The 13,885-nt window shown below is 68.1% G+C and carries 13 protein-coding genes; 6 read left to right on the forward strand and 7 right to left on the reverse strand.

Translation table 11 applies throughout. From position 1 onward, the window contains the following. Nucleotide 1 precedes the first annotated feature (1 nt). On the reverse strand, nt 2-832 hold the full coding sequence (locus ABD108_RS13095; RefSeq protein WP_220659296.1) for a class I SAM-dependent methyltransferase: 831 nt from the start codon (nt 830-832) through the stop codon (nt 2-4). Nucleotides 833-940: 108 nt separating this feature from the next. Here ABD108_RS13095 and ABD108_RS13100 point away from each other — a divergent pair, with 108 nt between their 5' ends. The 4 genes from ABD108_RS13100 (at nt 941) to ABD108_RS13115 (ending at nt 4,529) form a co-directional block, all read left to right on the forward strand. Further along, complete coding sequence (locus tag ABD108_RS13100; protein WP_343930509.1) at nt 941-1,603, forward strand: flavodoxin family protein; 663 nt, start codon at nt 941-943, stop codon at nt 1,601-1,603. A gap of 43 nt (nt 1,604-1,646) precedes the next feature. After that, nucleotides 1,647-2,105, forward strand: coding sequence for a DUF2505 domain-containing protein (locus tag ABD108_RS13105; protein ID WP_255585891.1), 459 nt, complete (start codon nt 1,647-1,649; stop codon nt 2,103-2,105). Further along, nucleotides 2,098-2,805 carry a nitroreductase family protein gene (locus ABD108_RS13110; protein ID WP_220659293.1) on the forward strand — a complete coding sequence of 236 codons (708 nt, stop codon included), beginning with the start codon at nt 2,098-2,100 and terminating at the stop codon, nt 2,803-2,805. Before ABD108_RS13105 ends, ABD108_RS13110 begins: the two co-directional genes overlap by 8 nt. A 113-nt stretch (nt 2,806-2,918) precedes the next feature. Then, entirely contained in the window at nt 2,919-4,529 is a 1,611-nt protein-coding gene (locus ABD108_RS13115; RefSeq protein WP_305110914.1) for a hypothetical protein, read from the forward strand. Nucleotides 4,530-4,537: 8 nt separating this feature from the next. Here the strand turns inward: ABD108_RS13115 and ABD108_RS13120 are convergent, their stop codons facing one another. Then, a complete protein-coding gene (locus ABD108_RS13120; protein WP_343930510.1) occupies nt 4,538-5,326 on the reverse strand; it encodes an SDR family NAD(P)-dependent oxidoreductase in 789 nt (262 codons plus the stop codon). 50 nt (nt 5,327-5,376) lie between these two features. Here ABD108_RS13120 and ABD108_RS13125 point away from each other — a divergent pair, with 50 nt between their 5' ends. Further along, nucleotides 5,377-6,867, forward strand: a complete 1,491-nt coding sequence (locus ABD108_RS13125) for a flavin-containing monooxygenase (protein ID WP_220659290.1) — start codon at nt 5,377-5,379, stop codon at nt 6,865-6,867. 35 nt (nt 6,868-6,902) lie between these two features. Here the strand turns inward: ABD108_RS13125 and zwf are convergent, their stop codons facing one another. The 4 genes from zwf to ABD108_RS13145 all read right to left on the reverse strand — a co-directional run bounded on the left by zwf (nt 6,903) and on the right by ABD108_RS13145 (nt 11,373). Further along, on the reverse strand, nt 6,903-8,423 hold the full coding sequence (gene zwf / locus ABD108_RS13130) for a glucose-6-phosphate dehydrogenase (RefSeq protein WP_220659639.1): 1,521 nt from the start codon (nt 8,421-8,423) through the stop codon (nt 6,903-6,905). Nucleotides 8,424-8,512: 89 nt separating this feature from the next. Then, nucleotides 8,513-9,016 carry a M23 family metallopeptidase gene (locus ABD108_RS13135; protein ID WP_220659289.1) on the reverse strand — a complete coding sequence of 168 codons (504 nt, stop codon included), beginning with the start codon at nt 9,014-9,016 and terminating at the stop codon, nt 8,513-8,515. Nucleotides 9,017-9,117: 101 nt separating this feature from the next. Beyond that, nucleotides 9,118-10,176, reverse strand: coding sequence for a M48 family metallopeptidase (locus ABD108_RS13140; RefSeq protein ID WP_220659288.1), 1,059 nt, complete (start codon nt 10,174-10,176; stop codon nt 9,118-9,120). Nucleotides 10,177-10,185: 9 nt separating this feature from the next. Next, a complete protein-coding gene (locus tag ABD108_RS13145) occupies nt 10,186-11,373 on the reverse strand; it encodes a multidrug effflux MFS transporter (RefSeq protein WP_343930648.1) in 1,188 nt (395 codons plus the stop codon). Between the two features lie 231 nt (nt 11,374-11,604). Between ABD108_RS13145 and ABD108_RS13150 the strand changes: the two genes are divergently transcribed. Beyond that, entirely contained in the window at nt 11,605-12,969 is a 1,365-nt protein-coding gene (locus tag ABD108_RS13150; protein WP_220659286.1) for a dicarboxylate/amino acid:cation symporter, read from the forward strand. A gap of 102 nt (nt 12,970-13,071) precedes the next feature. Here the strand turns inward: ABD108_RS13150 and ABD108_RS13155 are convergent, their stop codons facing one another. Beyond that, a complete protein-coding gene (locus tag ABD108_RS13155) occupies nt 13,072-13,884 on the reverse strand; it encodes an alpha/beta fold hydrolase (protein ID WP_220659285.1) in 813 nt (270 codons plus the stop codon). Nucleotide 13,885: the final 1 nt, after the last annotated feature.

A 13,885-nucleotide genomic window follows, 5' to 3' on the forward strand; every position in this document is an offset into this window, starting at 1 on the left:
GTCAGGCGATCGGGCCGAAGCCGTAGCGGTGGTACTGCACCGCGTTCCGGACGGGCGGCAGTACGCGGCCGAGTCGACCGAGCGCCGAGAGCAGACGCGAGTCACGCGGAAAGGTGCTCGCATCGAAGAAGGATCGATCGTCCACCGATCGGAGTTCCGGAACATCGGCGAGAACCTCGGCGGGGCGATTCACGCCCCAGTGCAATGTGGAACCGGTGGTGCGGTTGAGCTTGTGCAGGCGCTGCGTCCGGATCGTGGGGCGGCTGTAGAAATCGATCTGCACCTCTCCCGCGCCGAAGCGATCGATCACCGAGCGCAACAGCGCGCCACCCTCCTCCCGAGTGAGATACATGCTGATCCCCTCGGCGAGCAGCAACGTGGGGCGATCAGCCGGAATCTCCTGCAGCCACGAATTATCAGTTGCGGAGGCGGCCAGGAGGCGGTAACCCGGACGCGACGGATAGACCTGACCGCGCAGCGCGATCACCGCGGGGAAGTCCACATCGATCCACCGCACCCCCGGTCCCGGTGCGATGCGGAAGATCCGGCTGTCGAGTCCGCATCCCAGGTGCACGACGGTCGCCTCGGGGTGCTTCGCGAGGAACTCACGCGTCCAGATGTCGTACTGGGCCGTGCGCACGGTGACGAGGGGGGCCCAGCGAGCGGAGACACCGAGCGAGCGCCAGTCGTAGTCGATGCCGGCCACCGCGTCCCGGGCGAACTCGTCCCCGAGCACCGGGCGCACGAAATCCGCGTCCAGCGCCTTGAGGTAGAGCGTGGTCAGCATGGTCTGGGCGGCGCCACTCAGGTCGACGGTGGCCTTGTTGGTCATGAGCCAACAGTACGTGACGATTGTAAATATGTCGCTCCGAAAAGTTCACCTAGGTGGTCTAGCGTTGCAAGTGCAACAAAGTGTCAGAAGCGACACGAAGGAGAACGAATGGCACAGGCTGCTCCTCGGGCACTGTTGGTGTCCTACAGCTTCACCGGGCAATCCGCCCGTCTCCTGCGAGCGGCGGGAGACGAACTCCTCCGGCACGGATGGAACGTGGTGCCGGCGGAGATCGAGCTGACGGACCGTAGATTCGCGCCGCGATTGGCGCACTTCCCGCTCCGGCGTGTGTGGCCGGACATGATGAGCCTTCTGCCCGCTCAGGTACGGGGGAGTGTGGGCGACATCGCCCTGCCTCCGGAGGTCTTCGACGGCGACTACGACCTGATCTGTATCGGATCGCCCACCTGGTGGGGGCGTGCGAGTCTGCCCGTTCGGTCCTTCCTCGCCTCCCCGCAAGGGCGAGAGGTCCTCTCCGGCCGGCGCTTCGCCGTGTTCATCGCCTGTCGTGACAGCTGGCGGGGCAACCTCGCCGAGGTCACGCGGCTCGCGGAGTGGCAGGGAGGCCGGTTCGCGGGTGAGATGCATGCGACCTACCCCGGGAATCAGATCACCTCGACGCTGTCGCTCACCAGCTACCTCGGCACGGGTGAACAGCGCGACCGCTACCTCGGAATACCCATCCCTCCGACGAATGTGCAGCAGGAGCACCTGGATTCGGCGCGCGAGTTGGCGGCGGCGATCGGCTCCACGAGCCCGGGAGGTCAGTGACATGTCGCGTCGATTCGAAGTCGAGACCTGCTCGACGGCGACCATGGATCAAGTCATGGGTGCCTTCGCGTCGCCCGACTACTGGGCAGCGCGATTCCACCACTTCGGCGGCGGCCTCGACCTCACATCGCTCGACGTCGACGGCGCAGGGGCGGTGATGGTCGAAGTCGTTCAGGACGTCGCGCGCACCGTGATGCATCCGCTACTGGCGGCGATGTATCCGCGCGACATCCGGGTGATCGCCGTCGAGCGCTGGGTGCCCGTCGGTGCCCGCGTGGAGGGTGCGATCACGGTGGATGTGCAGGGTGCTCCCGGCTCGGGAGTGGCCAGTGCGCGCTTGCGGCCCACGGAGACGGGGTGCCAGTTGTACGTGACCGGTGATGTGCGGGTGCGGGTCCCGGTGGTCGGTGGTCCGATCGAGCGCCTGGTCGCAGGCCAGGTGAAGACACACGTTCCCGATATTCAACGATTCACCGGAGAGTGGGCGCTCGCTCATGGTTGATCGCATCCCGCCCAGTGAAGCGGCCCTCGCCCGGTTGGACATGCCCCTCGTGGAGGCGATGCTCACGCAACGGGCGATCCGCCGTGTGCTGCCGGATCCGGTGGACGACGCCCTGGTGCTGCGGTGCATCGAACTGGCGCAGCATGCTCCCACCGGGCAGAACGGCCAACAGTGGGAGTTCGTCGTGGTCAAGGATCCGCGGATCAAGGAACGCCTGGGGCGGCGCTACCGCCAGGCCTGGAACTTCTACTGGCGCACGACGTACCGTCGGATCGCTGCGGCTGATGATTCGAAGGCGCGGATGGCCAAGGCCGTTCAGTGGCAGGTGGATCACTTCACCGAGATCCCGGTACTGGTGGTCGCCTGCCTGCGGTTGGGCGTCGGCGAGGGACGCGTTCCCGTGGTCCGTATGCCGCACGTCGCGGAGAGCGGGTACTGGGGGTCGATCTACCCCGCCGTGCAGAACCTGTTGTTGGCGGCGCGCGCGATGGGGCTCGGAGCATCGCTGATCACCATGCCGCTGTGGAATCTGCTGTCCGCCCGCAGAATCCTGGGACTGCCCGCCGAAGTGACACCGGTGTGCATCGTGCCCCTCGGATGGCCGCGGGGCCGGTACGGCCCGTCTGCGCGGACGCCGGTCGGCGATGTCACCCATCTCGATTCCTACGGCCGCAGGCGCTGGCTGAGGCCGCAGCCGTGACGATCTGCTCCGAATGTGTCAGTTCGAACGCAGACCTTCAGTCCCGGCGTTCCGACCGGTAACGTCGCCCGCGCTACAAAATTGCAAATCAACAACAAGGAAGGTTTGCTATCTTGAGATCGACTCGATCCACCTCCATGACCGTGGCCACCATGGCCGCCACGGGATTCTTCGCCGCCACCCTCCCCGTGCCGGCGGCCTCCGCCAACTCCGTCGCCAACATCCCGCTCAACGTCATCCAGACGATCGCCAACATGCCGGCGGCCCAGATCGACGGTGTCAACAAGACGTCGGCGGCCTTCGAATTGGGCGGCAACTGGTGGCTGTACCAACCCGGCAACGTACTCGGCTACGACCAGGCGGACATCGCGAAGGTCAACGGCATCACATCGCTTCTGATGCCGATCCCGGCCATCGCACAGGCCGTGGCGAATCCGATCAATGTCACCTTCGAGGCGAACTTCCCGATGACACCGGATTGCACCGGTGCACCCGCACCGTGTGCCAACCCGACGTACTGGGACAAGTACTTCAAGGTGATGCCGTGGCAGTTGATCCAGGGCGTCTCGTACGGAACGGTGCGTAACACCATCGACCCGTCGATCACGATGCCGTGGTCGAACACGACCCAGCGGATCAACGTCTTCGGGCTTCCGCAGGCGGTGTGGGAGACCCTGACGAAGACGCCCGAGGGATTCCGGCAGATGCCGACCCCGCAGCAGGTGTCCGCCGCGTACTCCCGGCTCGGGACCGCGACCTTCAACGCCCTCAATCCGTTCGTCGAGGGCACCTACTGCCTGCCGTGCCAGTTCGTCGTGAAGGGCGCGCCCGGTTCGCTGGCACGCATCCCCCTGTTCGGGAACTGGTACACCATCGCCGACTTCGGGCAGCCCTTCACCAGTGATGACTGGGTCGGCCGTCCCGCCGGAATCCCCAAGGGCGCAGACGTGGACGCGAAGTCGTTGTGGAGCCCCGAGGGGCAGGCGCGCGTGCAGGAGGGTGCCGATGAGGCCTTCCAACGGGTCCTGCGCGGAGACATCATCGATACAGAGCAGATCAAGAAGACCTTGGACAAGCTCGGTAAGGACTTCGACAAGGTCATTCCGAAGCCCGCCGATATCAGCGGCGCGGCCAACGCGGTCGGCGGCGACTTCGGCGCGCTGATGGCGAGCATCTCCTCCTCGTTCGGGCTGCCGACCGCCGTGCCGCCCGCCCCGGCCCCGGTCGCCCCGATCGCCGAGGGGGCGTCGTCCGCTTCAGCAGCGTCGCCTGCGGCCGTCGCCGGTGCCACAGGCGTCGGCACCGCGCGTACGGAGAAGCCGGCATCGGTGAACTCCGATTCGCCGGTCGGGTCGGGCTACCCCCTGTCGGGCAATGGATCCTCGACCAACAGCGGCGATGCGACGCGATCGACGGCGTCCACCAGCGGATCGGGGACGAGCGATCAGAGCCAGGCGCAGGTGACCCCCGCATCGACCGCCCCGAGTCGAGACGATCGCTCCGGATCGACCCGGACCAGCACGAGCGATTCCACCAGTGGCGTTACGACCGGGTCCGCAGCCGCGGAGTCGGCGGGTACGTCGGTGTCGGCGACTTCGAGTGCGACCTCGGGCTCCGCCGGCGGGTCGAGCGCGTCGTCCTCGTCGACGAGCAGTGATTCGTCGGCGGCCAGCGATTCGTCGGCCACCGGTGACTCCTCGACGGCCGGCGGCACGGCCAAGTAGGCGGCTCGTCAGCGCTTTCCGCGTTGACCCTCGCTGACTTCCGCCATCAGCGCATCGCTACCCGTCATGCGGCCCACCGTCGCTGAGGCGCCGGGAGCGATCGCGCTGATGGCGGTGGCCGCCCGCATGAGCCACGGAGCGACGGTGATCTCGCCGATATCGCGCTGTACGGCGCGAACCGTCGCCCGTGCCACCTGACCGGACGTCCGGGTCGCCATCCTCGGGACCCGGACACCGGAGTCGGCGAACATCCCGGCGTCCCGAATCGGCCCGGGCAGAACGGATGAGACGCCGACACCGTGAGGGCGCAGATCTTCCCGTAGGGCGAGCGCGAACCCTCTGAGGCCGAACTTGGTGGCGCTGTACAGGGCCATCCGCGCCGATGCCGATCGACCGGACAATGAGGAGAGGAAAACGATATGCCCCGTTCCACGTTCGCGCATTCCGTCGGAGGCGAACCGAGAGAGCAGGATGGGTGCTCGAAGATTCACGGTCAGAGCGCGGTCGAGTTCTTCGGAGCTGTACTCCCAGGCCAGACCCGACGCGGGGACCGCGGCCGCGTTCACCAGGATGTCGATCGGACCCGCCTCTGCCACGAGTGCTTCGGGGGTTCCGGGGTCGGTGAGGTCGGCCTCGAGGGCCCGGCCACCGACGCGATCAGCGACCTCGCGGAGCGCCGTACCTCTACGACCGGTGAGAACCAGATCGGCCCCACCGGCGGCGAACGCGGTGGCGAGCGCGGATCCCAATCCTCCGGAGGCGCCGGTGATGAGCACGCGGGCCGAGTGAATTTTCATGTGGCCCAGCGTACTCGCGACGATGAGATCGCAACGGGACGAGTGCGGCCATGACCGTGCCATCGGACGAACTCGACGTCGTCGTCATCGGCGCGGGATTCGGAGGAATCGGTGCCGCGATCGCGCTGAAGGGTCTCGGCTACGAGCGTCTGCTGGTGGTGGACCGGGAGGACGATCTCGGAGGCACCTGGCACGTCAATCGGTACCCCGGTTTGACGGTGGACGTGCCCTCGACGACCTTCTCCTACTGGTTCGAGCCCAATCCGAACTGGTCCGGGATGTACGCTCGGGGACCGGAACTCAAAGCCTATGCCGAACACGTGGTGGACAAGTACGACGTGCGTCGCCACATGCGCTTCGCCACGGAGGTCCGCAGCGCCCGGTGGGACGAGGCCGGTGGCCGATGGCACGTGGAGTTCGCCGACGGCGGATCCGTGCGCACCCGGTTCCTCGTGTGCGCGACCGGATTCCTGTCCAAGCCCGCCACCCCGGAGATACCGGGCATCGAGACCTTCGAGGGCACGGTGGTGCATACCGCCACCTGGGATGCCGAGCACTCCTTCACCGGCGAGCGCGCAGCGATTATCGGTACCGGTTCGACGGCTGTGCAGGTGATTCCGGAACTCGCGAAAGAGGTCTCCGAGCTCACCGTGTACCAGCGCACACCCATCTGGGTGATGCCCAAGCTCGACATCCGATTCGCTCCCGTGGTTCGGCGCCTGTTCGCCCGGTACCCGGCCACGCAACGCGCCGTGCGATGGAGCACGGACACCTTCATGGAATTCCTGATGGTCGTGGCGATGTGGCGGTACCGGTGGTTCCGACATCTCAACGTGTCCGCCGCTCAGGCTGCGCGCGCGCACCGATTCCTGTCGATCCGGGATCGGGGCCTTCGCTCGGCGTTGACACCGGCGTACGACTACGGGTGCAAGCGGCCGACCGTCTCCAACGCCTATTACCGCGCGCTGGCGCGACCGCACGTTAACCTCGACACCGCGGGGATCGAGCGGATCGAGCCCCGAGCGGTGGTGAGCACCGATGGAACCCGGCGACTCGTCGACACCCTCGTCCTGGCCACCGGGTTCGACGTCTGGAAGACCAACCTGCCGGCGCTCGAGGTGATCGGCCGGGATGGTCGCGACCTCGGTACGTGGTGGCGGGAGACCAGATTTCAGGCGTACGAGGGCGTCTCGATGCCGGCCTTCCCCAACCTGCTATCCCTCGCCAGCCCGTACTCCTGGGTGGGGCTGTCGTGGTTCAACACCGTCGAATACCAGATGCGGCACATCCGCCGGTTGTTCGGCGAGTTGCACCGCCGGGATGCGCGGGTCTTCGAGGTGACCGATGCGGCGAACGCCCGCTTCCTCGCACGCATGGAGCGACTGCTCGACGATTCCGTCTTCGTCCGAGGCGACTGCGCATCGTCGAACTCGTACTGGACCAACGGACGCGGGGAATCGCCATTGTTCCGGCCCACATCGGTCCGCGATGCGGTGCGGTCGCAGGACACCTTCCCCCTCGACGACTACGACTTCCGGTAGGTCGACGCCGGCGGTCCGGTGCGCGGCCGACGAGCTCAGTCGTGCCAGGCGCGTTCGAAGGGCAGACGCCACGCGTTCGGCGCGATCAACTGATGAATCGAGTTCGGGCCCCACGATCCCGGCTCGTACAGCTTGACCGGGGGCGGATCGTCCAACAGGGGAATCGAGCGCTCCCAGAGCGATTCGATGCCCTCGGCCGTGGTGAACAGCGTGTGGTCGCCGTGCATGGCATCGAGGATCAGGCGCTCGTAGGCCTCCAGCACGTCGCCCGCGCGGTCGGTGTCCTCGGTGGAGAACTGCATCGCCAGCTTCTCCAGCCGCATCCCGGGCCCGGGACGCTTGCCGTAGAAGGACAACGAGACCTTCGACTCGTCGGCCAGGTCGAAGGTGAGGTGATCCGGGCCCTGCTGTCCGATACCGGAACCCGCGGGGAACATCGACTTGGGCGCCTCCTTGAAGGCGATCGAGATGATCCGCATCCCGGACGCCATGCGCTTGCCGGTGCGCAGGTAGAACGGGACACCCGCCCACCGCCAGTTGTCGATGCGGGCCTTGAGCGCGATGAAGGTCTCGGTGTCGGACTCGGGGTCGACGCCCTCCTCGTGCCGGTAGCCGATGTACTGCCCGCGCACCACGTCGTCGGACTGGATCGGCTCCAGGGAGCGGAAGACCTTGTTCTTCTCCTCCGAGATCGCCCGCGGCTCCAACGCCGTCGGCGGCTCCATCGCTACGAAGGCCATCACCTGGAACAGGTGGGTGACCACCATGTCCTTGTACGCGCCCGTCGGCTCGTAGAAGGCGGCCCGGGCGTCGAGGCCCAGGGACTCCGGGACATCGATCTGCACGTGATCGATGAAGTTGCGATTCCAGATCGGCTCGAACAATCCATTGGCGAACCGGAAGGCGAGGATGTTCTGCGCCGCCTCCTTCCCGAGGAAGTGGTCGATCCGGAAGATCTGCTTCTCCTTGAAGGTCTTATGGACCTCCGCGTTCAGGGCGAGCGCCGACTCCAGGTCTTCACCGAAGGGCTTCTCCATGATCACCCGCGACCCCTCGGTGAGCCCCGCCTTCGAGAGCGTGGAGATCACCGACGTCGCGGCCTTGGGCGGCACGCTGAGGTAGAACAGGCGGCGCACGCGCTGCCCGCGGTCGGCACCGAGCTCCTTCTCCTTCTCGGCGACCGCCTTCGCCAATCCCTCCGGGCCGGCGGAGGTGTTCACGTACGACAGATCGGGCGCGAACTCCTTCCACTGCTCATCCGTCAGCTTGCGGGCACCGACCTCGTCGATGGCGGTACGGGCGAACTCCCGGAACTGCTCGTCGGTCATGTCGTCCAGGCTGGTGCCGATCACGCGCATATCGGGCCCGAGCCCGGAGACGGCGAGGTAGCCCAGGCCGCACAGCAGCTTCCGCCGCGAGAGGTCGCCGGTGGCGCCGAACAGCACGACGACCGTCGGATCGTGTTCGGGCTGCTTGCGCTTGTTGCCCCCCGAACTGCTCGGGTACGCGATGGTCTGAGCCTCCTGGAGCCGTTCCGCCTTCGCCTCGTCGTCCAACGGGGCCGTGGGAGCGCTGTCTGCGGGTTCGCCTGTCACCCGTGCATCGTTGCACTCCGGGCCCCGGCGCGCGCGCCGCCCCACCGAGCTCACGCCGGAGTCGGCCCGCCCGTGTCGGGCAGCAAGCGCACCGGTGCCGCCCCCACCAGCAACAACGGATTGAAATAGCGTGCCGCGTGGCCGGATCCCCGGCGCAGACCCCAGTGCAGGCAAACGGCGACAGGACAGCCCTCATGGCCCGCGGCGACGGATCCGATGGCCGTTCCCACCGCGACCTCGTCGCCCTCCGCGACGGCCGGTTCCGCGATGGGCTCGTACGTGGTGAGCAGGCCGTTCGGATGCAGCACCGAGACCACGATGCGGTCGTCGACGCGGCCCACATGGTGCACCCGCCCCGGTCCCGCCGAGTACACGGCCTGCCCCGCCGCCGCAGCCAGATCGACACCGCGATGACCGGGCTGCCAGCGCTTGTCCGGATTCGCGAACGGCCGGGCGACGGACGGCCGCGGATCCAGCGGCCAGTCGTACCCCGGCGCTGCCCGCGCGGGCGCGGCGGGCAACAGCAGGAGCAGGACGAGGACGACGCGACGCATGCTTCGAGGATGCGCGCCGCGATCCGCGCGGAATGCTCACCGGCGGGGCTCCTGTGGAGGAATCCCGTTCCTCCACAGGAGCCCGCCACCCCGGTTGACGATCAGTCCTCGTCGTACCTACGGGCCGCATTGCGGCGCCATTCGTCGATCTTGCGGCTCACGCCGGTGGCCACATCGGTGACGCCCTGGCCCACCGTGTTCACCGCGGAGGCGCCGTACTCGCGCAGCGTGGTGATCAGCGGGTCGGCGGAGGCGTCGAAGCTCTCCTTGTAGCCCTTGGCGGCGGACTTGAACTCCTCGGCGGGATCGGCCTTTCCGTCATCGGCGCGCGTTGGGTACTCGCCGCCCACGATCCGGCCGTAGTCGCCGCGCTCCACCCATCGATTGAGGTCGGCGGCGCGCAGCACGGAGAAGGGATGCGATTCCAGCTCCAGATTCAGCAGTTTGAGCACGCCGTCGCGCAGGTCCCCGGTGCGCTCGTACTCGGCCGCCTGCGCCAGGAAGCGCTGCGAGTCCATCGCGGCCAGCCGGGTGCCGCCCGCCGTCTTCATGTGCACGCGCAGCGCCACATCCGGATCCTGCACGCACAACAGTCCGGCGCGATCACCCGACAGCTCGGACTTGCGCTGCCACTCCATCAGCGCCGCGACCATCGCCCGCAAGCCCCAGCCGCCGATCGGTACCCACCCGAAACTGCCCGCCAACCGCAGCAGGTGCATCAGCATCGTCCGGTACACGGCGTGCCCCGACAACGCGTGACCCAGCTCGTGGCCCAGGACGAACCGCAGCTCGTCGTCGTCGAGCAGATCGAGCAGGCCCGTGGTGACCACGATGAAGGGCGTGTCCATGCCGATCGTCATGGCGTTCACGGCGGGCGACTGCACCACGTAGATCTCCGGCACGGCCTCGGCGTCGAGAACCTCGGCGCACTGCCGCAGCGTGGAATGGAGCGTGGCGAACTGCCGCTCGTCCGCCCGGACCCCGGAGGCCAGGTAGAGCAGGCGGTGCTGGCGTTCGCGCAGGAGCGCCGAGATGCCCTTGAGCAGGGTGTCGAAGCCCTTGAGGCTGCGCAGCGCGACGAGCGCGGCGCGATCGGCCGGATGTTCCCAGGCGCGGGTACTGATCCCCGGAAGAAGTATTTGTTGACCTGAAGATGTCATGTAGTAAATCTAGCTGGCGAGGGTTGGCGTTCGCTTGGCGACCACGAAAGCCATCAGGGCGCCCACGGCGCACACCGTCATCACCACGCCCAACACCACAGGGTTCCCGCCGATGCCCGCGAACAGCGCCGCCGCTCCACCGAGCACGAAACGCGCCGATCCCAGTGCTGCCGACGCCGTGCCCGCCAGCCTCCCGTGGTCCTCCAGCGCGAGCGCCGCCACCGTCGGCATCACCAGACCGAGGCTGGTCACGGCGACGAACAGCGCGACGATCACGAGCGGGAGCGCATCCGCGGTGAGCGCGAGCAGGGCCGCGCACGAGCCCACCGTCATGCCGGCCAGTCCGGTCCACACCAGAGCGGAGGTGGAGACGCGGCCGACGAGCCTGCCGCCCACCAGATTCGACACCAGTAGGCCCACGGCGTTCGCCGCGAAGACCACACTGAACTGTGTTGCGGTGTAGCCGAAATGCTCCTGGAAGACGAACGCCGACGTGGAGATGTAGGCGAACATGGCGGCGAAGGCGAGGCCGCCGGTCAGGGTGAGCGCCACGAACCGCCGATCCCGGGCCAAGGCGTAGTAGCCCGCGCCCACCGAACGCCAGCCCGAGGGGCGCCGCTCCGAGGCCGGCAGGGTCTCCGGGACCAACAGCGCCGCGACCGTGAGCAGCAGCACCCCGAGGACCGCCAGCACCACGAACAGTCCGCGCCAATCCATGACCCTCAGGAGCTGGGCCCCGGCCAGGGGAGCGACGATCGGTGCCACACCGCTCACCGCCATGAGGGCCGCGATCATGCGCGCCGCGTCGACCCCGTGGAACAGATCGCGCACGATCGCCAGGCTCAGCACGATCCCGGCGGCGCCCGCGAGCCCCTGCAGCAGCCGGGCCGCATCGAGCAGGTACACCGACGGTGCCACGGCGCACAGCAAGGAGCTCGCGATGAACAGCGCCATCCCGGCGATCATCGGCCGGCGGCGGCCGATCGAATCCGACAGCGGGCCCACCACGATCTGGCCGATCGCCAGGCCGATCAGACAGGTCGTCAGGGTTGCCTGGATGGCGGGCTGTGAGGCGCCCAGGTCCTCAGCGGCCGCAGGAAGCGCGGGAAGGTACAGGTCCGTGGTGATCGGGCCGAAGGATGAGAGCGAGCCGAGGATCAGGGCGATCCGGAGCTTCGGCAAGGCCGGGCGATCCATGTCAGTCACTCTTCTCGATCCTTTCTCGCACGAAGTATCACCCTACGCGGACCGCGGTTCGCTCAACGGTCCGCCGGGGCGCTACCGTGGTCCGGTGCAGTGTCTCCTGACGAGTCGACGGTTCGTCGACCAGGTGCAGACGGCCAGCGCGCTCTGTCGCCGCTGACGCCCGTCCGCCCACCCGCACCCTCTTCCTGATTCCAGGACCACATCTCTCTAAGGACGTCTGTCATGTCCACTGCCGCGACCTCGGCGAATGCTCCCTCACGTATTCCTCCGCTATTCAAGAACTTCGGCTTCCAGATCACGGTCGGCCTCGTCGTGGGCGTGCTGCTCGGCCTGCTCGCCCGCCGGATGGGCCCGGCCGCCGACGGGAACGAGAACTGGCTCGCCGGAACCCTCGACACCATCGGAACCAGCTACGTCAAACTGCTGACGGTCGCCGTGGTGCCCCTGGTGGTGACCGCCGTGGTCGCGTCGATCGCCAACCTGCGCAACGTGACCAACGCCGCGCGACTGGCCGCCAAGACGCTCGTATGGTTCGCGATCACCGCGTTCATCGCCGTGGTGATCGGCATCATCTTGGGCCTGGTGCTGCAGCCCGGTGAGCACACCACGGTGACAGGGGAGGGCAAGGCGCCCTCGAGCTCGGGCTCCTGGTGGGCCTTCCTCACCGGCCTGGTGCCGTCGAACTTCCTCGGCCTGCAGGCGAAGCTGTCGAACGGCTCGGTATCGCTGAGCTTCAACGTGCTCCAGGTCCTGGTGATCGCGATCGCCATCGGCATCGCCGCACTCAAGGTGGGTCAGAAGGCCGAGCCCTTCCTGCAGTTCAACGCCTCGCTGCTGGCGATCGTGCAGAAGGTGCTGTGGTGGATCATCCGGCTCTCGCCGATCGGTACCGCCGCCCTGATCGGCAACGCGGTGGCCACCTACGGCTGGAGCTCGATCGGCTCGCTCGGCGCCTTCACGGGCGCGATCTACCTGGGCCTCGCGATCGTCGGGTTCGTGGTGTATCCGATCCTCGTTCGTGCGCACGGGCTTTCGGTCAAGCAGTTCTTCTCCGGAGTGTGGCCCGCGGCGCAGCTCGGCTTCGTCTCCCGCAGTTCGATCGGCACCCTCCCGGTGACCGAGCGCGTCACCGAGCGGAACCTGGGCGTGCCGCGCGAGTACGCCTCGTTCGCGGTACCGCTGGGCGCCACCACCAAGATGGACGGCTGTGCCGCGATCTACCCGGCCATCGCCGCGATCTTCGTGGCCCAGTACTTCCACATCGACCTCCGGTTCACCGATTACCTGCTGATCGTGGTGGTGGCGGTGATCGGTTCCGCCGCCACGGCCGGAACCACCGGCGCCACAGTGATGCTCACCCTGACGCTGTCGACCTTGGGTCTCCCGCTCGCCGGTGCCGGCCTGCTGTTGGCGGTAGAGCCGATCGTCGACATGGGGCGCACCGCGCTCAACGTGACCGGCCAGGCGCTGGTGCCCACGCTCGTCGCGAAGCAGGAGGGCATCCTCGACGAGGACGCCTACAACGCGCCGCGCAAGGACGTCTACGCCGACGAGTCGGCCGAGGAGCGGGTCTCCGCTACAGCGTGAGCACCACCCGCGTCGGCGCAGGCCGGGTCGACGCCTGGGGCGCGCCGGACGAGCGCTTCGACGGCCCCGTGCGCTTCCTGCTCGACGGCCTCGCCGCGCGCTTTACCGAACTGAGTCCCGCCACAAGCGGCGCAGCGCGGCGTTCACCTCCGCGGGGTGCTGGGTGTGCGGGTAGTACCCGGGCACGCGCAGTCGCTGGGCGCCGATCCGGTCGGCCACCGCGTCCGCGCAGGCGAGGAGCGGTTCGCCCGCGTACCGCCGGTACTCCTCGGGAGCGTCCTCCCACGTGCCGGTGATGACCAGTGCGGGCCACGGCGCGGCGGCCAGCGGCTGCAGGGGCGGATCCGCCTCCCACACCGGTCGCTCACGCATCGACGTTCCTGCGGCGCGCAGCCGCTCGGGAGTCGGCGCAGGCATCGTCATCCCCATGCCCTCGGTCGAAAGTCGGAGGAACTCGGCCGGATCCAGGTCGAGCGTGCCTGCTGCGGGCCCGGCCTGGACGCGGGCCAGCAGGTCGCGCACCGCCGGGTGATCCGCGGCCGCTTGCAGAGCCGACGGCTGGATCAGGGTCAGCGATCGCACGGCCCCCGGGCGTCGCGCCGCGGCGAGCATCGCCGCGAGTCCGCCGTTCGAGTGCCCGACGAGGTGCGCGCCCTCCGGGCAGGTGTCGAGGAGCGCGACGAGATCCTCGGCGTCCACGTCGAAGTCGCTCCGATCCGGGTCGGGGGACCGGCCGTAGCCGCGGCGGTCCACGAGCAGCAGGCGCCTCTCGTCGGCGAGCGGACGCTGCGCGGCGAAGCCGTACGCGGCGTCGTCACCCCAGGTGAGGACGCCGTGCACGAAGATCGCGGGCGTAGCGCCCCGGCGGCTCGGATCTGTGGGCTGCCAGGTGGTGACGTGGACCGGTGGTGCCATC

The organism is Tsukamurella strandjordii (genome assembly GCF_039525985.1).
Lineage (GTDB): Bacteria > Actinomycetota > Actinomycetes > Mycobacteriales > Mycobacteriaceae > Tsukamurella > Tsukamurella strandjordii.

What these genes read in the sequence shown, in the direction of transcription:
- ABD108_RS13095 (WP_220659296.1), bottom strand. Translation starts at nt 832, where the DNA reads ATGACCAACAAGGCCACCGTCGACCTGAGTGGCGCCGCCCAGACCATG.
- ABD108_RS13100 (WP_343930509.1), top strand. Translation starts at nt 941, where the DNA reads ATGGCACAGGCTGCTCCTCGGGCACTGTTGGTGTCCTACAGCTTCACC.
- ABD108_RS13105 (WP_255585891.1), top strand. Translation starts at nt 1,647, where the DNA reads ATGGATCAAGTCATGGGTGCCTTCGCGTCGCCCGACTACTGGGCAGCG.
- ABD108_RS13110 (WP_220659293.1), top strand. Translation starts at nt 2,098, where the DNA reads ATGGTTGATCGCATCCCGCCCAGTGAAGCGGCCCTCGCCCGGTTGGAC.
- ABD108_RS13120 (WP_343930510.1), bottom strand. Translation starts at nt 5,326, where the DNA reads ATGAAAATTCACTCGGCCCGCGTGCTCATCACCGGCGCCTCCGGAGGA.
- ABD108_RS13125 (WP_220659290.1), top strand. Translation starts at nt 5,377, where the DNA reads ATGACCGTGCCATCGGACGAACTCGACGTCGTCGTCATCGGCGCGGGA.
- ABD108_RS13135 (WP_220659289.1), bottom strand. Translation starts at nt 9,016, where the DNA reads ATGCGTCGCGTCGTCCTCGTCCTGCTCCTGCTGTTGCCCGCCGCGCCC.
- ABD108_RS13140 (WP_220659288.1), bottom strand. Translation starts at nt 10,176, where the DNA reads ATGACATCTTCAGGTCAACAAATACTTCTTCCGGGGATCAGTACCCGC.
- ABD108_RS13145 (WP_343930648.1), bottom strand. Translation starts at nt 11,373, where the DNA reads ATGGATCGCCCGGCCTTGCCGAAGCTCCGGATCGCCCTGATCCTCGGC.
- ABD108_RS13150 (WP_220659286.1), top strand. Translation starts at nt 11,605, where the DNA reads ATGTCCACTGCCGCGACCTCGGCGAATGCTCCCTCACGTATTCCTCCG.
- ABD108_RS13155 (WP_220659285.1), bottom strand. Translation starts at nt 13,884, where the DNA reads ATGGCACCACCGGTCCACGTCACCACCTGGCAGCCCACAGATCCGAGC.